The sequence below is a fragment of the Flavobacterium cheonhonense genome, assembly GCF_035671315.1.
In the GTDB taxonomy this organism is placed as follows: domain Bacteria; phylum Bacteroidota; class Bacteroidia; order Flavobacteriales; family Flavobacteriaceae; genus Flavobacterium; species Flavobacterium cheonhonense.
In genome coordinates, this window is record NZ_JAXAVY010000003.1 from 67554 (window position 1) to 88645 (window position 21092).

Below are 21092 nucleotides of genomic sequence, written 5' to 3' on the forward strand. Positions count from 1 at the left end.
TTTTACTGATCGTAACCGTTTTTAATCGCATATACTGCTAAGCCTACTCGGGTTTTCAAATTTAATTTTTCGAAGAGATTGTCTCGGTAACTTTCTACCGTTCTCGGACTGCAAAACATCAGTTCGGCTATTTCTTTATAGCTTTTCTCGGTGATGGTGTATTTTAGGAATTCCTTTTCTCTGTCGGTCAGTTTGGATAAGGCTTCATTTGAAGTTTTGTTGATGCTCGAAAAGATGATTTTGGAAGCCCATTCCGGATAGTAAAAGCCATTTTCGACCAGTTTGAGTAAGGCGGATTCTAATTCGCGCGGATGGGAGTTTTTCAATAAATAACTTTTGGCCCCGTTTTTAACCATTTTGATGACGCTTTGTTCGTCGTTTTGCATGCTTAGTACCATCACCAAAACTTCGGGATGGTTTTTTTGTAACCAATCGGCAGTTTGGAAACCGTCCATCACCGGCATACTGATGTCGAGCAATACAATGTCGGGTAAAACATTATAAGTGTTTATTTTATCGATTAATTCCTGACCGTTCTCGCATTCGCAAATGGTTTCAAAATCTTCAAAATTGGCTATAATTCCTTTGATAGCTTGCGCAATCAGGATGTGATCATCAACAATGGCTATGGTTTTTTTACTGCCCATATGGTAATCGAATTAGGAGTTGGGTACCGCTGTTTTCAGTGCTTTTGAATTCTATTTTAGCTTTGATAATAGCTGCTCTTTTTTTCATGTTGGCAATGCCTTGTCCGGCCGAGATGGATTTAGGGTCAAACCCGATGCCATCGTCCTTCAAAGATAAGAGAATCGTGTTTTTATCGGTCATGAGCGACACATAAATATTTTGGCATTTGGAATGTTTGATACTGTTGTTGATGAATTCTTGTATGATTCGAATCAGAATAGACTTTTCTTGGTATTTTAAATTTGCCGTTGAAGTATTGCTTGTATATGCAATAGCACACTTGTTAAGCAGTTTTATCTTCTCACATTCTTTGTCAATCAACTGACTTAAGGTGTTGGTATCGATGGCGTTATCAATAAGTGATTTTGATAGTTCTCGTAACTCAGCTATCGATTCGTTGATGATATTGCTGATGTTTTCAATAGTGGTATTGATTTGCGGTGCTTTGTTTTCAAATTCCAATTGCTGGGTATACAAACTGGCTAAAGTAAGTTTCTGTCCGATGTTATCATGTATTTCCCGACCAATGTGCTCAATTGTTTCTTTTTGGATTTCTTTTTGGGTGGATAATAATTCTTGTTTGTGTGCTAGAGCAATGACTTCTTTTTCCTTTTCGATACTGAAATATTTATAAATCAAGGCGCCTACAAAACAAAGATTTTCCAAAAAATACCCATAGCATAAGTAATCGAAACCGGTATATTTACTAAACCCGTTACTGCTTATACTGTCCCACAAAGCAAGGAAACCACTTAAGAACACAAAACTTACGGCAGCAAACAAAAAGCGAAAGAAAATTTTATCTAAGTTTTTGAACAAATGATAATAAAACACCATCGACAACACAAAAATAAACACACGTGTAATTAAGAAATAGATAAAATCTTTGCTGACAAAGATGGGAAACAGCGCCAGTACAATGATGTAAACCACTGTAAAAATTTGGAAAACGACATAGGCCTTGTTTAGTTTTTTAAATTGACGGTCTTCCATAACCATGGCATGATACACAAAACTGCAGAAAAAGAAGTGACTCAGTATTTGTAACAAATCTGCAATCAAATTCAGGATCATCCTCAAACCGGATTCTTTAGGGTATTCGCCTGTGTTTTTAACATATACCAGTATAACAAAGGCTACAATAACCAACAAATAAGCGCCGTAAAACTTGTAAATTCGAGAGGAAAAATAGGTGTTTAAAAAAAGTGTAATGACACCTGCCAAGCTTAAAAAACCGATGGTAAAAAAGCAAAGTTCAATAAAAAAAATGTCATCTTTGAGCATAGTTTGCTGTCCTTAAGCTGTAAATTGTTAGTGTTAAATGAGCGCTGATTCACTTCAATGTTACGCAAACATAAAGAAACAATTACTTTTTTAGATTCAATCTTCAGTAACACTTTTTTTTATCCGTTAAACAACGGTATTTTTAGGGTTAAACAAACATAATAAAAAGGGTTGATTACCTAGATTTTTATTCCCGATATTCGTGCATCTTTGTAATGTTAGTCAAGATAATTTGTGAGACCCTACATTTTTATCATTGTCCAGAAAGGTAATTATTATTCAGGGTATTACTAAAAGAATTGCAACTAGATATTGTGGTTATTTGAGTTGTCATTTAAAGCCATGGAGTTCTCTCCGTGGCTTTTAATTTTTACACCAAATGGTTTTGAATTACTTAAAGTATTTTGCTAACAATTGCATCGCCGCAGCAAAAGGTGATAATTGATTTTCTTCCACGGCTTTTTTGTTTTGCTCCAAAAGTGCTGCAATTTCCGGATGTTGGTAGAAATGATTTTTCAATTGCTCATTAATGGTTTCCATCATCCAATACTGGCTTTGGCTTTGTCGTTTTTCTTCAAAATATTTATTGCCTTTCACTAATGCAAAATAGTCTGATATAATTTGCCATACGTTGTCAATTCCGGTTTTTTCATAAGCACTGCAGGTAGTAACGGTCGGAATCCACCCTGAACTTTTAGCGGGAAACAAATGCAAAGCTCTGTTAAATTCGGTTTTAGCCAATTTTGCCTTAGCAACATTATCGCCATCGGCTTTATTAATTACGATAGCATCCGCCATTTCCATAATGCCACGTTTGATGCCTTGTAATTCATCGCCGGCACCGGCAATTTTAAGCAGTAAAAAGAAATCCACCATACTGTGTACTGCGGTTTCACTTTGCCCAACACCAACCGTTTCAATGATGATGGTGTCAAACCCGGCGGCTTCGCAAAGTATTATCGTTTCTCGTGTTTTTCGCGCCACACCGCCTAAAGTCTCACCCGAAGCACTCGGTCTAATAAAAGCATTCGGATCTTTAACCAATTCCTCCATACGGGTTTTATCGCCCAGAATACTGCCGTGCGAAATAGAACTGCTCGGGTCAACAGCCAAAACAGCCACTTTTTTTCCTAAACCGGTGAGGTATTTGCCAAACACTTCAATAAAAGTACTCTTTCCAACACCCGGAACACCGGTTATCCCAATGCGAACCGATTGATTAGCGTGTGGCAAACAAGCCGAAATGATGTCGTTGGCTTTGGCTAAATGCGAAGGATTTGTGCTTTCCACTAAAGTAATGGCGCGACTCAAAGCCGAAATGTTTCCGGACAAAATGCCTTTTACCAATTCTTCCGCACTAGGTTGTACTTTTCGGCTAGTCAACACCTTAGCCATAGCCGAGACACTGAAGCTCTCCGGTTGCGGAATGCCGTCTTTCTCGTGTAAGGCGCTTTTTGGGTTGTCTTGTTCTTTCAAAGGAAAATCGTTTGGGTAAAATTAGTAAAATAAAAAATGTGGGATAAACTTCCCGAATCATTTTTTAAGAAACCTTTAGCGATTGATTAGAATGGTTTTCCTTTTTTTGCCGTTCCTTTGCAAAATAATTCCAACGGCTGAATGGACAACATTCTTTTAGTTTTTCTGAGTTTGATTATGGGTTTAGCCCTTCAAAGTGTTGCGTCTTTTCCTAAAAACGGATATCTGGCCCTAAACCAATTTGTTATTTATGTGGCTTTGCCGGCTTTGGCGTTGTACTATATTCCTAAAGTTTCAGTTACCACCGATTTGCTCTATCCATTGGGAATTGCATGGATTGGTTTTTTACTGTCTTTTGCTTTTTTCTACACCTTAGGAAAAAAAATGGGCTGGTCCAATCGCTTAATCGGCTGTCTCATCATTACTGCCGGTTTAGGTAATACTTCTTTTGTAGGCTTTCCCATTATTCAAGCGTTGTATGGGGAAGAAGGGCTTAAAACTGCGATTATTGTTGACCAACCGGGTTCTTTTGTAGTGATGGCCACTTTGGGTATCATTACCGCCGGAATATTTGCCAAAGGCGCTTCAAAAGGGAGTGACATCCTTAAAAAAATCATTTTCTTTCCGCCTTTTATTGCCTTTGTCTTGGCTTGTGTGATGAATGTTTTGCACTTCGATTTTCACAATAATATTCAAAGTGTTTTCATGAAATTGGGTGCCACAGTTACTCCGGTGGCCTTAGTCTCTGTAGGATTACAGCTTAAAATTGACCGTCACAGTCGCCATTGGAAATTCTTGAGCCTCGGATTGTTTTTCAAGCTATTCCTTACGCCGGCTTTTTTCTTTGTATTGTACCGAATTATCTTGGGAGGTAAAGGCATAACGGTAGACGCTTCTATCTTAGAATCGGCCATGGCACCTATGATTACCGGAGCTATTTTGGCTTCTAACTACGGACTCAAACCCAAACTCAGCAGCATGATGGTAGGCGTCGGCATTCCTTTGTCGTTCCTGTCACTCGCTTTCTGGTATTATCTTTTAATTAGTTTTTAAAATGGATTCCATCGTAAATGTTTCAACCAAAAATAAAGAGTTAGCCCAAAAAACGGTTTACTCTATCTTATTTGCCATCAGTTTTGCCCATTTGCTCAACGATTTGATTCAGGCTATCATTCCGTCGGTCTATCCCATTTTAAAAGAAAAGTACAATCTTTCTTTTTCCCAAATCGGTTTGATTACGTTTGCGTTTCAATTCTCAGCTTCTATTTTCCAACCGCTTGTTGGTTATTATACCGACAAACATCCGAAACCGTTCTCCCAAATTTACGGGATGTTGTTTTCCTTAGCCGGTATCGTTTCACTGTCTTTTGCCGATAATTTTTACTGGATTTTACTTTCTGTAGTTTTCATCGGCACCGGTTCCTCGATTTTCCACCCCGAATCGGCACGCATCTCTAATTTAGCCTCCGGTGGGAAACGTGGTTTGGCGCAATCGATTTTCCAAGTCGGCGGTAATTTCGGCACCGCTTTAGGGCCGTTACTCGTGGCTTTAATAGTGGTTCCGCACGGACAAATGCACATCCTTTGGTTTATCATAGCCGCTATGATTGGCTTGGCCATCATCAGCAAAATTGCCTTTTGGTACCGCGATCATTTGGTGTACCGAAAAAACAAAGTGCAGCCGTTTATCAACTTACACAACCTGCCCAAACGTAAAGTTCAAGTGTCGATTGCCATTTTGTTAATCGTGATTTTTTCCAAGTTTTTCTATTCGGCCAGTTTGTCTTCTTACTACACTTTTTACATCATCGATAAGTTTCACTTGTCCATCAAAGAGGCCCAATTCCATATGTTTATTTACCTCATAGCGTATGCTGTCGGCACCATTTTGGGCGGACCTTTAGGCGATAAAATCGGACGCAAGTATGTGATTTGGCTTTCGGTTTTCGGTGCGGCGCCCTTTGCCTTGTTGTTGCCTTATGTGAATTTATTTTGGACCGATGTGTTGATGGTGGTTATAGGTATTATCATTTCCTCGGCTTTCCCGGCCATTTTAGTCTATGCCCAAGAACTGTTGCCTAAAAAGCTGGGCATGGTTTCGGGCTTATTCTATGGTTTTGCTTTTGGTATGGGCGCTTTGGGTTCGGCTTTGCTTGGTAATTTGGCCGACGCCACTTCTATTCAATACGTCTATCATGTGTGTTCTTTCTTGCCTCTAATTGGCATTATTTGTTATTTTCTGCCTAATCTGAAAAGCAAAAAGACACTTTGATTTCTCTGTGAATCTCTCTACTTCTTTGTGTATCTCTGTGAAATAAATTATATTTACTTCTCAATTGTATACCATGTCACTTCAACCCGAAATTATTCAGAAACTCACCGCCATAGTAGGCGAGAATTATATTTTTACAGATATAGAAACCCGTAACCATTACGGTCACGATGAAACCGAAGACTACGTGTTTCCGCCTAATGTAGTCGTTAAACCGGCCAATGCCCGGGAAATTGCAGCGGTGCTTAAAGTCGCCAACGATTATAAAATTCCCACTACACCGATAGGCGCGAGAACCGGTTTGAGCGGCGGTGCTTTGAGTATTTACGAAGGCATCGGCTTGTCGACCGAACGTCTCAACAAAATCATTGATATTGATGAGTTAAATCTGCAAGTCACCGTTGAACCAGCCGTAATTACCCAAGTATTGCGAGAAGCTGTGGCCGAGAAGGGCTTGTTTTATCCGGTCGACCCGAGCAGTATGGGCAGTTGTTGGATAGGTGGTAACATCGCCGAAAATTCCGGTGGCGCTCGAGCGGTGAAGTACGGAGTGACCAAAGATTATGTGTTGAATTTAGAGGTTGTTTTACCTAATGGCGAAATCATTTGGACCGGCGCCAATACCTTGAAAAACTCTACCGGATACAACCTAACGCAACTCATGGTAGGCAGCGAAGGTACTTTGGGCGTTATCACTAAAGCAGTGTTGAAACTTTTGCCCCAAAACAGTCATAATGTGTTGATGTTGGTGCCATTTTACAAAGCCCACGAAGCTTGCGAAGCCGTTTCGGCTATTTTCAGAGCGGGCATAGTACCGAGTGCTTTAGAATTTATGGAGCGCGATGCCATCGATTGGACATTAAAATACCATGATAATATCAATGTTAGTGTAAACGAAAATGTTCAGGCGCATTTGCTGATTGAAGTCGATGGCAATTATCCGGAAATTTTGATGCTGGAAGCCGAAAAAATCATGACGGTAGTGGAGCAATTTGAAATCGATGAAGTCTTGTTTGCCGACACTGAAGACCAAAAAAATGCGTTGTGGAAATTGCGTCGTTCGGTAGCGGAAGCAGTAAAATCGAATTCGGTTTACAAAGAAGAAGATACGGTTGTTCCAAGATATATGTTACCTGAATTACTGAGTGGCATAAAAAAGATAGGAGCGAAGTACGGTTTTCAATCGGTTTGCTACGGCCACGCCGGCGATGGGAATTTACACGTGAATATCATTAAAGGTGATATGACCGATGACCATTGGAAAACTCAAGTGCCTATCGGTATCCGCGAAATATTTGAACTGACTGTTTCTTTAAAAGGCACTTTGTCCGGTGAACACGGTATTGGTTATGTGCAAAAGAATTTTATGGATATTGCCTTTACCCGAACGCATCTGGAATTGATGGAAAGCATCAAAAGGGTTTTCGATCCAAACAATGTATTGAATCCCGGGAAGATATTTCCGGATGAATTATAGTTTCAACTGTTTGATCACAGTTTCGTCAAACAACTGCTCGAATGTGGTTTTTTGTTCTGTAAAATCAAAATTGAAAAAGCGCCAATTGCCGTTAGTGTTTTCATTGTATACGGCTATGAAAGTAGCTATCATTTTGACGTTAAAACTATTGCGGTTCGGTTCGAAAGTCACGTCTTTGGTTTGGTTCATTTCTTGTAGCCAAGTCTTTTTCTCTAATGCTTTTTCCTCGCTTAGTTTTGCTTCAAAGAAATACCGTTTCGGGATCCGAACAGTAACCACGCAAAACCATTGGTTTCCAATTTTTGTTATCGGTCCGAATTGGAAAGGCACTGTCTGCAATTGATAACGCTGTCTATAGGTATCATTTTCGTAAAATTGTTCGGTTTGTTCCAGGAAGGCTTCTTTTCCGGTTTTTTCCACCATATTGGGATAAGACAATTGCGCTATGGTCTCAAAATCCATTAAATAATTGGCTTCGTAAAGTTGTTGCATAGCCGATTTTAAAGTTGTTGCACTTTGTGAATAGGCGTTGACAACTACAAAAAAGAATAGGATTGAAAGGTGTTTTAGTTTCATAGTTAAAATCTTAAACCAAGGCCTAACTTAACAAGGTTAATTTTAGTGTTATAGGTGGTTTTAGGGACATCAGCATCAACATTACTAAGAGAAATATATTCATAATTACCAAACACATAAAACTTAGTAAATACATCATAAGAAAGTCCGATAGTGAAATTTAAACCACTTTGGGAACTGTTGTAATCGGATATTTCCGTTTGGGAATCAAACGTGGTTTTGGCTTGTAAAATGGTATAACCAATACCAACCATAGGATGAATTTTAGTCACTTTTTTTAAATTAAGTTCGGCAAACGCCCTTGGCTGAATCATGTATAAAGTGGTTTTAAAACTCAAATTTTCATCAGCCAGCGGAAAAAATTTAGTGTCATTATAGGTAAACATCGATCCGTTGACTGAAACTCCGATATTGATTACTTCTAAATTCTTGATTTTGTATTTCAATCCTAAATCGGCTATTCCTTGATAATTTTCACCTAAAAAATTGTTATCAACCGGAATAGGATAAGCGACTTCAACGCTGAATTTTGAGGTTTGTCCGAATGCCGTAGCACTTAATAATAAAAATAATGACAGTACTTTAAGTTTCATAATGTTCTTTGTGTATTTTCAAATGTATAAAAAATCCCCAACAGTAGTAACTGTTGAGGATTGTTATTTGTAAAGGTTTAATATTATTTATTCATTAACCAAAACCCATTCGCCGGTGGCTAACATGCCTTCGGCTTTTTTGTATTTCATGGTTTCGGTTTTACCGCTCATTACGTGTTTGATAGTAACATTGTCATTGCGATTGATTTTTGGTGTTTCTCTAACAATGGTTTCAGTTACTTGCGGACGTTGTTGCGTTTGACCGGCCTCGCGATTAGCACTTTCGCTGCTCTCGATTTCGTCTTTGCTTTCCGTGTAGTTTTGTTTTTCACGAACCTGACGCGCTTCTTGAATGTTCTGGTTTTGCTGCGGTAAATCGCCTTTGAATAAGAACGAAATCACTTCTTTGTTCACGCCGTCTAGCATGTTACGGAACAATTTGAAAGCTTCTAATTTGTAAATCAACAACGGATCTTTTTGCTCGTGAACGGCTAATTGTACCGAAGTTTTCAACTCATCCATTTTACGCAAGTGCTTTTTCCAAGCTTCGTCTACGATGGCTAAGGTGATGTTTTTCTCAAAATCGGCTACCAATTGCGCTCCGTTGGATTCGTAGGCTTTTTTCAAGTCGGTTACTACGTTCAAGGATTTGATTCCATCAGAAAACGGCACTACAATTCGCTCAAACGTATTGCCTTCTCTTTGGTACACGTCGGCTATAATTGGGAAGGCTTCGCGAGCACTTCTTTCGGTTTTTTCAGTGTAATAGGTTGAGGCTGCTTTGTACACTTTTCCGGTGATTTCCATTTCGGAAAGTTTTTCAAACTCAGCTTGTGTTACCGGAGAAGTAATCGAGAAGTAGCGAATCAATTCGAATTCAAAATTCTTGAAATCGTTGCGCGCTTTGTTATCGCCAACGATTACCTCACAAGTGTCGTACATCATGTTAGCGATATCCAATTTCAAACGTTCTCCGAACAGAGCGTGACGGCGACGTTTGTAAACCACTTCACGTTGCGCATTCATTACGTCGTCGTATTCCAACAAACGTTTACGCGTACCGAAGTTGTTTTCTTCTACTTTTTTCTGAGCGCGTTCGATGGATTTGGTCATCATAGAATGCTGAATCACTTCACCTTCTTTCAATCCCATACGGTCCATGATTTTGGCGACTCTTTCCGAACCGAACAAACGCATCAAGTTGTCTTCCAAAGACACATAGAATTGTGAACTTCCCGGATCTCCCTGACGACCGGCACGACCGCGCAACTGACGGTCAACGCGACGAGAATCGTGACGCTCTGTACCTATGATAGCCAAACCTCCGGCGGCTTTTACTTCCGGCGTTAGTTTGATATCCGTACCACGACCGGCCATGTTGGTGGCGATGGTTACTACGCCCGGTTTACCCGCTTCGGCTACGATTTCTGCTTCTTTTTTGTGCATTTTCGCGTTCAATACGTTGTGTGCAACACCACGCATTTTCAACATACGGCTCAACAATTCCGAAATTTCTACCGAAGTAGTACCAATCAACACCGGACGACCGGATTGTGACAATTGGGTTACATCTTCGATAACGGCGTTGAATTTTTCACGTACGGAACGGTAGATTAAGTCTTCTTTATCTTTACGAGAAATACCTCTGTTGGTTGGAATTTCTACTACGTCTAATTTGTAAATTTCCCAAAACTCACCGGCTTCCGTTACGGCAGTTCCGGTCATACCCGATAACTTGCTGTACATACGGAAGTAGTTTTGCAACGTAATCGTAGCAAAAGTTTGGGTGGCTGCTTCAATGGTCACTTGCTCTTTGGCTTCGATAGCTTGGTGCAATCCGTCGGAGTAACGACGACCGTCCATGATACGTCCGGTTTGCTCGTCAACGATAAGGATTTTGTTGTCCATGATAACGTATTCCACGTCTTTTTCAAACAAAGTATACGCTTTAAGCAATTGGGTAAGGGTGTGAATTCTTTCTGATTTTACACCAAAATCCTGGAACAATCTTTCTTTGGCTTCCGCTTCTTTGTCTTTTTCAAGATTTTGTTTTTCGATATTGGCAATTTCAGTTCCGATATCCGGCAATACGAAGAAATCTTCCGAAGTATCTTTGGATAAAAATTTGATACCGTTGTCGGTTAATTCTACTTGGTTGTTTTTTTCTTCAATCACAAAATACATGGCTTCATCAACTTCCGGCATTCTGCGGTTGTTGTCTTGCATGTATTCGTTTTCGGTTTTTTGAAGCAATTGCTTGATACCTTCTTCACTTAAAAACTTAATCAAGGCTTTATTTTTAGGTAAAGCACGATAGGCTCTTAACAATTGGAAACCGCCATCTTTGTTGTTGCCTTCTTTAATCAAACGTTTGGCTTCGGTTAAGAATCCGTTGGCCAATTGGCGTTGTAAGTTGTATAAGTTTTCGATTTTCGGTTTGAGTTCATTAAACTCATGACGATCACCATCAGGAACCGGACCGGAGATGATTAATGGTGTTCTCGCGTCGTCAATCAATACCGAATCGACCTCGTCCACGATAGCATAGTTGTGTTTTCTTTGCACCAAATCTTCCGGAGAATGCGCCATATTATCGCGCAGGTAATCGAAACCGAATTCATTGTTGGTTCCGTAAGTGATATCTGCCTCGTAGGCTTTTCTACGAGCATCTGAGTTAGGCGAGTGGTTGTCGATACAGTCTACCGTCAATCCGTGGAACTCGAACAATGGTGCTTTCCAAGTACTGTCACGTTTCGCCAAATAGTCGTTTACGGTTACCAAGTGTACACCGTTTCCGGTTAAGGCGTTTAAGTATAAAGGCAAAGTTGCTACCAAGGTTTTCCCTTCCCCGGTTTGCATTTCGGCAATTTTACCTTGGTGTAATACGATACCACCAATTAACTGTACGTCGTAGTGAATCATGTCCCAAGTTATTTCCTTACCGGCGGCGTTCCATGTATTAGCCCAAACGGCATTTTCACCGTCTAAAGTGATGTAGGATTTCGTAGCGGAAAGCTCTCTGTCTTTTGGTGTCGCAGTAACTGTGATGTTACTGTTTTCTTTAAAACGACGCGCTGTTTCTTTTACCACAGCAAAGGCTTCCGGTAGAATTTCTTCGAGTACTTTTTCGGAGATTTGGTAAGCCTCTTTTTCTAAAGCATCGATGGCGTTGTAAATATCTTCTCTTTTATCGATGTCGGTAGTGTTTTCGGCTTCAGCTTTTTTAGCTTCGATTTCGGCGTCTTGTTTGGCACGTGCCTCTTTGATTTTAGCTTTGAATTCGGCTGTTTTGGCTCTTAATTCATCGTGTGACAAAGCCGCCAAAACAGGTTCTAAGGCTTTGATTTTATTAATGTAAGGTTGAGTGGCTTTGACGTCTTTTTGTGATTTGTCGCCTACAAAAACTTTAAGTATGCTGTTAATTAAACTCATATTGGGTTTGTTTATTTTAATGATGGTTAGCAGTGCGGTTGTGTCAGTAGTTGAATTTTTACCGTATTCTTCTAACTTTTAGAGTGTGCAAATTTAAACAAAAAAAAAGCCCTAATCGGACTTTTTTCATGGTTGTGATTGTTATTTTTTTAATATTCATCCTCGTTCCAAAGGTAATCTTCGTCGGTTGGATAATCCGGCCAAATTTCTTCCATCGATTCGTAAATTTCGCCCTCATCTTCTATCGATTGCAAATTCTCTACTACTTCTAGCGGAGCTCCTGTTCGTATAGCATAGTCGATAAGTTCATCTTTGGTAGCTGGCCAAGGTGCATCACTTAAATAGGATGCCAATTCTAATGTCCAATACATCTTCTGTCGATTTTAGTTTATGCAAAAATAAATTTTATACTGAAAAAGTCAAGTTTTTTTTGATTTATTTTTAAGTAAGTGTAAGAACGTTTTTATCAGTATACAGTCTCAGTCTCAGTTTACAGAATTGGACCACTTGAAACAGTTACTTTTTATTTGCGCGGAATCCATTTTACTTCCTCGGCTTGCAGGTCAAATGACAACTTCCGTGCCAAGACAAAAAGGTAGTCAGAAAGTCGGTTTAAGTACTTAATAACCTGTTCGTCGGTAGGCTCTAATTCGTGTAAATGTACAGCTAAACGTTCCGCTCTACGGCAGACACAGCGCGCAATGTGACAATATGACACGGTGGTATGACCGCCCGGTAAGACAAAGTGTGTCATAGGTGGCAAAGCGGTGTCCATGATGTCAATTTCGTTTTCTAAAAACGCGATATCTTCTTCGGAAATACGGTTGATATTTAAGCGCGGTTGTCCGTTTTTCAATACTTCTTTTTCCGGTGGTGTGGCCAAAATGGCGCCTACGGTAAAGAGTCGGTCTTGCACTTCAATTAATACGTTTTTGTATAAAACATTGATGTCTTGGTCGCGGATTAAGCCGATATGTGAGTTGAGTTCGTCGACGGTGCCGTAGCTTTCGATGCGAATATGGTGTTTTGGCACACGGGTACCGCCAAAAAGCGCAGTGGTTCCGGTGTCGCCGGTTTTAGTGTAGACTTTCATAGTTATAGGTGCTAAGGTACTGAGGCGCTAAGGTACTGAGTTTTTTTTAAAGGTGCTTAGTGACTTAGATGCTGAGTTTTATATTGACAAAAAGGCAAATAGATTCCTAAATAGCCCTGATGGGAGTAGTTGCCGCGCAACTCGGACAGCAGGAAAACGGACGGCTGATAAGTCCCGAACTTTTCGGCTCCTTACTTTATTACAAATGATTGGTGTTTTGAGTGTCGCTTTCGATGATACCGTCGCGCAAACGGATGATGCGGTGGGCGTATTGGGCGATGTCCTCTTCGTGGGTAACCAAAATCACGGTGTTACCGTTTTTGTGGATTTCGTTGAAGAGGTTCATAATTTCGACTGAAGTTTTACTATCTAGGTTTCCGGTTGGCTCATCGGCTAAGATGATGGACGGCTTATTCACCAAAGCCCTGGCGATGGCCACACGCTGGCGTTGTCCACCCGAAAGTTGGTTGGGTTGGTGGTCCATACGATCGGCCAAGTTGACTTGTGTCAATACTTCTGTAGCGCGCTGGTTGCGTTCCGATTTGGAATAGCCTGCGTAAATCATAGGCAAAGCCACGTTGTCTAAAGCCGTGGTTCTGGGTAATAAGTTGAAGGTTTGGAACACAAATCCGATTTCTTTGTTGCGGATTTCGGCCAAATCGTCATCGTGCATTTGACTGACGTCTTTACCGTTCAAGATATAAGTTCCCGAGGTTGGCGTATCCAAACAACCCAAAAGGTTCATCAAAGTAGATTTTCCCGAACCCGATGGTCCCATTAAGGCAACGTATTCGCCTTTGTTGATTTGTAAATCGATGCCTTTTAATACGTAGATGGTTTCGCTACCTAATTGGAAATCGCGTTTGAGGGCTTTGATGTTGATTAATGGATTGGCCATTGTTTGGGTGTGATTAAATTTCTCAAATAAGTAGTAAATATAATGATATTGTTACAAACTGTGTTTTAATTTTAAAAGGATGAATTATGATACAATTTCGGTGAATTGTATAAAAAACTAAAGCCTACTCTTAATTAGTTTTGATTCAACATTAAAATTAGAATAAAATGAAAAACAAAAGAATTGAATTTGGCGTTTTTATGGCTTTATTAATCAGTATGATATCTTGCAAAAATGATAAAACTGAAGCGACAGCAGAAGAAAGAATTGGCGCTATGGAAAGCTATGTTGATTCACTTGAAAGTGTAAAATCGGATGAGGCAGTATCCAATTGGGATCAAATAACAGTTGATTATGATCGAAGAATGGCAGAGGCCGATGCAGCGATTACATCACTTCGAGATGACGTAAAAAAGAGTAGTCAAGAAAGATTGGATTCTGTTAAAGCAAGGTATTTTTTCATCAAATCAAACCTAGAGGCAAGTAAAGCACCGGTTAAAGTTAATTACAATCAAAGGCTAAGAGATACTTTTTTTGGCGCCGGAAAATTAGGGGAAGACATGAATTTTTCCTGGGTAAACAAAGACAATATTTTGCAGACCTATCAAACTTTTTTTGAAGCTTATAAAGCCAATAAAGGCAATTTTACCAGAGAAGATTACGATGAAGTGAAGATGATTTACGAAGCTTTAGACAGCAGAAAAAATACAGTTGAAAATGAAGGTTTGTCTTCTGAGGACAACAATAAAATAGCAGCTATCAAGTTTAAATTTGCCCCCATGTTTAAAGTGAATAGAATAGGCGCTAAGTCAAGAGAAAATGAAGAAGCAAAAGAATAATTTTTGAATTGGTTTGTTAATTCTGAAATCGGCAATCAGTGATGATTGCCTTTTTTATGTTCGAATCACAAAGTGTTCTTTTTTCTGTTCAGTTCGAAAAAAAACCAATCCCCATTGAAAGGTGTCAATCGTTACCGTTACTTTTGGGTGGTTTTGGATGGTTTCCCAAGCGGCTTCCATATCGTTAGACCAATGGATGTCGTCGAAAATCCAAACGGTTTCGTTGGTTATGGTTGGTAGTAAGAGTTCGAAATAGTTTAATGTGGCAGCTTTCGAATGGTTGCCGTCAAAGTAAATGAGTTGTAGGTTGTAGGTTGTAGGTTGTAGGTTTTTTAAAAAGGAACTAAATTCGGTATTAACACAGTCAACATTATTGATATTGAATTTTTCCAATTGCGATTGACATTGATTAAGTGTGTTCTTGCAACCTTCTAAGGTTGTTATTTTAGCATCAGGGTTACCTAATGCTAAAGCCGAAGTCGCTAAACCCAAGGATGTTCCGATTTCAAGTATATTTTTGGGTTGAAAATACTTTGTTATTCTGAAAAGCAATTCCGCTCGTTTTGATGAAATTCCGGCGGTTTGGGCGATTTTATTGACAGCTCGTTTATTACTTTTAAATACTCGGGAGCCGGCTCCGAAGTCGGTTACTTCGATGGTGTTTTTGTTTTGTAAAAGCGATTTTCTGTAGTTTTTCAGGATGGCATATTCGGGATATGGCTGCTTATCATAAAAACATTTCGTCACCAAATTGAACACAAAAGGGGAATGCACGCCGTGTTCGTTTTTGGAATGGTAAAGGAAGTTGAGATATGATTTTAGTATTTGCAACATTATATTTTTATTGGTGATTTAAGATTAACGATATATGATTTCAGATTAGTTATACCTCGAAAATCAAAAATCGTTAATCTACAATCTTAAATCTATTCTTCCATTTTACTCGAAAGCTCAAACCAACGCTCTTCTTTTGCCTCTAATTTATTGATAATCGCTTGTAATTCTTCTGCTTTTTTGGTGATGTCGGCATCGGCCACTTTGCCTTCGGCGAATAGGTTTTCGATTTGTTTTTTCTCGTATTCCAGGTCTTTGATTTCGCGTTCGATTTTGTTGAATTCCTTTTGCTCGTTAAAATTCAAACCGGAAGTAGTTGGATGGTTTTGTTTCCAATTGACTTTTTCTTTGGCCTCGGATTTTTCGGGTTCGGCGCTGTCTTCGTAAGCTCGGAAATCAGAATAATTCCCGGGGAAATCTTCAACTTCGCCTTCGCCTCTAAACACAAATAAGTGGTCGACAATTTTGTCCATAAAATAACGGTCGTGCGACACTACCAGCAAGCAACCCGGATAGTCTAATAAGAAACTTTCCAAAACATTTAAGGTCACAATGTCCAAGTCGTTCGTAGGTTCATCCAATATCAAAAAGTTCGGATTCTGAATTAACACCGTACATAAATACAAGCGTTTTAATTCGCCACCGCTTAATTTTTCAACATAATCGTATTGTTTTTTAGCGTCGAATAAAAAGCGTTCCAACAATTGTGAGGCGGAGATGATTTTGCCCTTGGTAAGCGGAATGTATTCGCCGTATTCTTTAATGATGTCGATTACTTTTTGTCCGGGTTTTGGGTTGATGCCGCTTTGGGTGTAATAGCCTACTTTAATTGTTTCACCAATGACCACTTTTCCGGCATCGGGTTGCATGGTTTTGGTTAAGATGTTGAGAAAAGTAGATTTACCGGTACCGTTTTTTCCGATAATCCCGATGCGTTCACCGCGTTGAAAATCGTAACTGAAATTGTCTAAAATAACCTTGTCTTTAAACTTTTTATAAATCTTGTGCAGCTCAATAATCTTGCTGCCCATGCGTTCCATGTTGATTTCGAGTTCCACCACATTTTCTTTACGGCGACTTTCGGCTACCGATTTGATTTTGTAAAAATCATCCTGACGCGATTTCGATTTGGTGGTTCTGGCTTTCGGTTGGCGACGCATCCAAGCCAATTCTTTGACGAAAAGATTTTGCGCTTTATCTATAGTTGAATTTTCCATCGCAATGCGCTCTTCTTTCTTTTGCAGGTAATAGGAATAATTGCCTTTGTAAGCGTAGAGTTTCCCGTTATCCAGTTCGATGATTTCGTTGCAAACGCGTTCCAAAAAGAAACGGTCGTGCGTGACCATAAATAAAGTGATGTTTTCTTTGGCGAAGTAACTTTCCAACCATTCAATCATTTCCAAATCCAAGTGGTTCGTCGGCTCATCTAAAATTAATAAATCCGGGCGATTGATGAGGATAATGGCTAAAGATAAACGCTTTTTTTGGCCACCGGAAAGCGATTTTACTTTCAGTTTTAAATCGTCCAACTTTAATTTGGACAAAATTTGTTTGAATTGCGTTTCAAAATCCCAAGCGTTAAAGCGATCCATTTCGTCGAAAGCCAATTGGTATTTTTCTTCGTCCTCCGGATTTTCTAAAGCTTTTTCGTAACGCTCAATTACGTGTAGAATTTCATTGTCGGAGGCGAAGATGCTTTCCTCTATCGTTAGTTCATCTTGCAAATTATTGTTTTGCGATAAGAAAGCCATTTTAATGCCTTTTCGGATGATGATTTGCCCGGAATCCGGTTCGTCATCGCCGTTAATCATGCGCATAATTTGGGTTTTTCCCGAACCGTTTTTGGCAATAAAAGCGATTTTCTGGTCTTTGTTGATGCCAAAAGAGATGTCTTTAAACAAGGTTCTTTCGCCAAAAGATTTGGATATGTTTTCTACGGATAAATAATTCACGTTGATATGTCTATTATAAATTATGAATTGTGTAAAACACAACTTTCCGGCAAAAGTAATTCAAATTTCTAACAATCTACAGGCATGGCTGTGTCTAATAATCTAACAATCCATTATATTTGTCCAATGCAATTATCGGTCATCATCCTGAATTATAATGTGCGCTACTTTTTAGAGCAGTGTGTTTTGAGTGTGGAAAAAGCCATTCAAAACTTGGAGGCCGAAATTATAGTGGTGGACAATCATTCTTCAGACGACAGTTGCGCCATGATGCGCGCCCGTTTTCCGCACATCAAACGCATCGAAAACAAAGCCAATTTGGGTTTTCCGAAAGGCAATAACATCGCTGTCAAAGAAGCTAAAGGCGAATACATCTGTATTTTGAATCCTGACACGGTTGTTGCCGAAGACACTTTTGAGAAAATACTAAACTCGCAACTCGTAACTCGCAACTCGCAACTTGGTATAATAGGTTGCAAACTCATCGATGGCACCGGGAATTTTTTACCCGAAAGCAAACGAGGTGTTCCAACACCTTGGGTTGCTTTTACGAAGATTTTCGGTTTGTATAAATTTTTTCCGAACTCGACGCTGTTTAATCAATATTATGCCCAACATTTAAACGAGAACCAAAGTGGTGAAGTCGATATTTTGGTCGGCGCTTTTATGGTGATGAAAAGAGAGTTGTACCTTGAATTAGGCGGCTTTGACGAAGATTGTTTTATGTATGCGGACGACATTGATTTATCTTATCGCGCTTTATTACACGGCAAAAAGAATTACTATTTTGCCGAAACTACGGTCATTCATTATAAAGGGGAAAGCACGGTTAAAGACGGAACTTATATGAGACGTTTCCAAGAAGCGATGCAGTTTTTCTATCAAAAGCATTATCAAGGTTCATTCTTTTTTTCGATGTTCATGAGAATCGGTATCGTTTTCTTTGCTTTGGTCAAAATGTTTCAGGGAAAAGTATCGCCCAAACCTGTGCCTGAACAGTATCTTTTAGTTTCTGATAATGAAGCTTTGCGAGAAAAATTAACCGCTGTTTTGCAAAAAAGTGTGGAAAGAACCACCATGGAAAACGGGAAAATAGTAATTTCGCAAACGATTTCGAAAATCAAGCCGACGGAAGTCATTTTAGATGTCGATTATCTCGGATTTAAAAAGGCTATGTCGTTTTTAAAAGAAAACAAGAATAAGTCGTTTACCTTTAAGTTGTTACCGCCTTCGAGTAATTTTATCATAGGAAGCAACAGCAGCAATGACAGAGGAGAAGTGATACAGATTTAAGAAAGCAGAACACAGATTGCAGATTTCAGAATAAATAAACAAATTGATTTGCGTCAAAAAATATAGAATTACGGCTTAATCCTGATTTCTTTTATTAATTTTGCAATCGAAACAACAAAAAACAACTTTAGATTATTAATATGGCAAAGTTTGAATTGAAATTGCCCAAAATGGGAGAAAGTGTTGCAGAAGCAACGATTACCAACTGGTTGAAAAATGTAGGCGACAGCATTAGCGCTGACGAAGCGGTTTTGGAAATCGCAACAGACAAAGTAGACAGTGAAGTGCCAAGTGAAGTTTCGGGGGTTTTAACCGAGGTTTTATTTCAGGTGAATGATGTGGTGAAAGTTGGGCAAACCATTGCTATTATTGATACCGAAGGCGGTTCCGTTGCGGCGGCTCCGGTTGCGGAAATAGTGGCAGCTCCGGTAGCGGACTCGAGCGTTAGCGAACAGGCGCAGCAATTAGCTAAAACAGTTGAAGTTGCTGTGGCTACAGCAGCTCCGGCCGATTTCAAAGCATCGGATAAATTCTTTTCACCTTTAGTGAAAAACATTGCTGCTGCTGAAGGCGTTTCGGTAGCCGAGCTAGAGACTATTGCCGGTTCCGGAAAAGACGGTCGCGTTACCAAAGACGATATTTTAAATTACGTTAAAAACAGAGGAAATCAATCGGCAGCTGCAACTCAAGTAGCAGCTCCGGTAAGTACTTCGGCTCCTAAAACTACAACACCAATCGCTACGCCGGTTTCGGTTAACGGTGGTGACGAAATTGTAGAAATGGATAGAATGCGCAAGTTGATTTCGGGTTATATGGTGGCTTCAGTACAAACTTCGGCACACGTACAATCGTTTATAGAAGTCGACGTGACCAACATTGTAAAATGGAGAGATCGCGTTAAAAATGCTTTCGAAAAGAGAGAAGGCGAGAAACTGACTTTCACTCCAATCTTTATGGAAGCGGTAGCCAAAGCATTAAAAGACTTCCCGGGGATGAACATTTCTGTAGATGGTGAGTTTATCATCAAACGCAAAAACATCAACTTAGGAATGGCGGCAGCGTTGCCAAACGGAAACTTAATTGTTCCGGTAATTAAAAATGCAGACCAACTGAATTTGGTAGGTATGGCCAAAGCCGTAAACGATTTAGGTAACCGTGCTAAAGCCGGAAAATTAAAACCGGACGATACCCAAGGAGGAACTTACACGGTAACGAATGTAGGTACTTTTGGGTCTGTATTCGGAACGCCAATCATCAACCAACCGCAAGTGGGAATCTTAGCGTTGGGTGCCATTAGAAAAGTGCCGGCAGTAATCGAAACACCGGAAGGAGATTTTATCGGTATTCGTCAAAAAATGTTCTTGTCACACTCTTATGATCACCGAGTAGTGGATGGCGCGTTGGGCGGCAGTTTTGTAAAACGTGTGGCCGAATATTTAGAAGCTTTTGATGTGAATAGAGAATATTAAAAATCATAAAATCAAATTAACCCTTTCTGTTTCGGAAAGGGTTTTTTTATCCACAATTCATAAATCTTTATTAAGATATCGACAAACGGTAAAGTCATTATTTTATCTTTGTTGGCATAAATTATACTAATGGAATTAAAACTCACCCGACCGATTTGCTTCTTCGATTTAGAAACTACAGGAATCGATGTCGCCAAAGACCGAATCGTCGAAATCTCAATATTTAAAGTCTATCCTAACGGCAATAAAGAAAGCAAAACCTGGTTGGTCAATCCTACCATTCCCATTCCACCACAAGCCACAGCGGTTCACGGAATCTCTAATGAAAAAGTTGCCAACGAGCCTACTTTTAAAGAGTTATCGGGACAAATTCACAACATGATAAAGGATTCCGATTTGGCCGGATTCAACTCTGATCGTTTTGATATTCCGCTTTTAGCCGAAGAATTATTGCGTGCGGAAGTCGATTTCGATATGAAAAACCGAGTGTCGGTAGATGTGCAGACCATCTTTCACAAAAAAGAAGAACGCACTTTGAGTGCTGCCTACAAGTTTTACTGCAATCAAAGTTTAGAAAATGCCCACAGTGCCGAAGCTGATACGATGGCCACTTACGAAATCCTAAAAGCGCAATTGGATCGTTACACCGATTTGGAAAACGATATGAAAGCTTTGGCAGAATTCACCACACGAAAAAAATCGGTTGACTTTGCCGGGTTTATTGCATTGAACGACAAAGGCCAAGAAATTTTCACTTTCGGTAAACACAAAGGCGCTTTGGTTGAAGACGTGTTTGACAAAGAACCGGGTTATTTCGGTTGGATTCAGAATGCCGAATTCCCGCTGTACACCAAAAAAGTACTCACTGCAATTAAGTTAAGAAAGTTAAATACTAAATAGTTGTAAGTGCTAAGTTG

General features: G+C 39.7%; 18 protein-coding genes. 7 read left to right on the plus strand and 11 right to left on the minus strand.

Annotated features, from left to right (window positions below; genetic code table 11):
* Positions 1–2 precede the first annotated feature (2 nt).
* The 3 genes from SK086_RS08915 to meaB all read right to left on the minus strand — a co-directional run bounded on the left by SK086_RS08915 (position 3) and on the right by meaB (position 3447).
* Positions 3–647, minus strand: a complete 645-nt coding sequence (locus tag SK086_RS08915; protein ID WP_290874971.1) for a response regulator transcription factor — start codon at positions 645–647, stop codon at positions 3–5.
* Positions 637–1971, minus strand: a complete 1335-nt coding sequence (locus SK086_RS08920) for a sensor histidine kinase (protein ID WP_324691054.1) — start codon at positions 1969–1971, stop codon at positions 637–639. Before SK086_RS08920 ends, SK086_RS08915 begins: the two co-directional genes overlap by 11 nt.
* Positions 1972–2361: 390 nt before the next feature.
* Entirely contained in the window at positions 2362–3447 is a 1086-nt protein-coding gene (gene meaB, locus SK086_RS08925; RefSeq protein WP_324691056.1) for a methylmalonyl Co-A mutase-associated GTPase MeaB, read from the minus strand.
* Between the two features lie 141 nt (positions 3448–3588).
* Between meaB and SK086_RS08930 the strand changes: the two genes are divergently transcribed.
* From SK086_RS08930 to SK086_RS08940, 3 genes are all read left to right on the plus strand, one after another.
* Positions 3589–4500 carry an AEC family transporter gene (locus SK086_RS08930; protein ID WP_324691058.1) on the plus strand — a complete coding sequence of 304 codons (912 nt, stop codon included), beginning with the start codon at positions 3589–3591 and terminating at the stop codon, positions 4498–4500.
* A gap of 1 nt (position 4501) precedes the next feature.
* On the plus strand, positions 4502–5719 hold the full coding sequence (locus SK086_RS08935; RefSeq protein ID WP_324691060.1) for an MFS transporter: 1218 nt from the start codon (positions 4502–4504) through the stop codon (positions 5717–5719).
* Positions 5720–5792: 73 nt separating this feature from the next.
* Positions 5793–7196, plus strand: a complete 1404-nt coding sequence (locus tag SK086_RS08940) for an FAD-binding oxidoreductase (protein ID WP_324691061.1) — start codon at positions 5793–5795, stop codon at positions 7194–7196.
* Here SK086_RS08940 and SK086_RS08945 read toward each other — a convergent pair.
* The 6 genes from SK086_RS08945 to SK086_RS08970 all read right to left on the minus strand — a co-directional run bounded on the left by SK086_RS08945 (position 7191) and on the right by SK086_RS08970 (position 13788).
* Positions 7191–7772: a hypothetical protein gene (locus SK086_RS08945; RefSeq protein WP_324691063.1), complete on the minus strand. Its 582-nt coding sequence runs from the start codon at positions 7770–7772 to the stop codon at positions 7191–7193. The genes SK086_RS08940 and SK086_RS08945 overlap by 6 nt on opposite strands.
* Before the next feature lie 2 nt (positions 7773–7774).
* Positions 7775–8365 carry an outer membrane beta-barrel protein gene (locus tag SK086_RS08950; RefSeq protein WP_324691065.1) on the minus strand — a complete coding sequence of 197 codons (591 nt, stop codon included), beginning with the start codon at positions 8363–8365 and terminating at the stop codon, positions 7775–7777.
* A gap of 87 nt (positions 8366–8452) precedes the next feature.
* On the minus strand, positions 8453–11797 hold the full coding sequence (secA, locus tag SK086_RS08955) for a preprotein translocase subunit SecA (RefSeq protein ID WP_324691066.1): 3345 nt from the start codon (positions 11795–11797) through the stop codon (positions 8453–8455).
* A 149-nt stretch (positions 11798–11946) separates the two neighbouring features.
* Entirely contained in the window at positions 11947–12168 is a 222-nt protein-coding gene (locus SK086_RS08960; protein ID WP_002986941.1) for a DUF2795 domain-containing protein, read from the minus strand.
* Positions 12169–12320: 152 nt separating this feature from the next.
* A complete protein-coding gene (locus SK086_RS08965) occupies positions 12321–12890 on the minus strand; it encodes a cob(I)yrinic acid a,c-diamide adenosyltransferase (RefSeq protein WP_290876683.1) in 570 nt (189 codons plus the stop codon).
* A gap of 199 nt (positions 12891–13089) precedes the next feature.
* On the minus strand, positions 13090–13788 hold the full coding sequence (locus SK086_RS08970) for an ABC transporter ATP-binding protein (protein WP_290876681.1): 699 nt from the start codon (positions 13786–13788) through the stop codon (positions 13090–13092).
* A 167-nt stretch (positions 13789–13955) separates the two neighbouring features.
* Here SK086_RS08970 and SK086_RS08975 point away from each other — a divergent pair, with 167 nt between their 5' ends.
* Complete coding sequence (locus SK086_RS08975; protein ID WP_324691077.1) at positions 13956–14627, plus strand: hypothetical protein; 672 nt, start codon at positions 13956–13958, stop codon at positions 14625–14627.
* 54 nt (positions 14628–14681) lie between these two features.
* Here SK086_RS08975 and SK086_RS08980 read toward each other — a convergent pair whose 3' ends face one another.
* Together SK086_RS08980 and SK086_RS08985 are read right to left on the minus strand one after the other, a co-directional pair.
* The gene (locus tag SK086_RS08980; RefSeq protein ID WP_324691078.1) at positions 14682–15461 is read right to left on the minus strand and encodes an O-methyltransferase; all 780 of its coding nucleotides are present in this window, start codon (positions 15459–15461) and stop codon (positions 14682–14684) included.
* Positions 15462–15553: 92 nt separating this feature from the next.
* Positions 15554–17413: an ABC-F family ATP-binding cassette domain-containing protein gene (locus tag SK086_RS08985; RefSeq protein ID WP_324691079.1), complete on the minus strand. Its 1860-nt coding sequence runs from the start codon at positions 17411–17413 to the stop codon at positions 15554–15556.
* Positions 17414–17539: 126 nt separating this feature from the next.
* Between SK086_RS08985 and SK086_RS08990 the strand changes: the two genes are divergently transcribed.
* The 3 genes from SK086_RS08990 (at position 17540) to SK086_RS09000 (ending at position 21075) form a co-directional block, all read left to right on the plus strand.
* Positions 17540–18706: a glycosyltransferase family 2 protein gene (locus tag SK086_RS08990; RefSeq protein WP_324691080.1), complete on the plus strand. Its 1167-nt coding sequence runs from the start codon at positions 17540–17542 to the stop codon at positions 18704–18706.
* Between the two features lie 140 nt (positions 18707–18846).
* Positions 18847–20175 (plus strand): dihydrolipoamide acetyltransferase family protein, encoded by a 1329-nt coding sequence (locus tag SK086_RS08995; protein WP_324691081.1) that lies wholly within the window; start codon positions 18847–18849, stop codon positions 20173–20175.
* Positions 20176–20304: 129 nt separating this feature from the next.
* Entirely contained in the window at positions 20305–21075 is a 771-nt protein-coding gene (locus SK086_RS09000) for a 3'-5' exonuclease (RefSeq protein ID WP_290877378.1), read from the plus strand.
* The last annotated feature ends 17 nt before the right edge of the window (positions 21076–21092 follow it).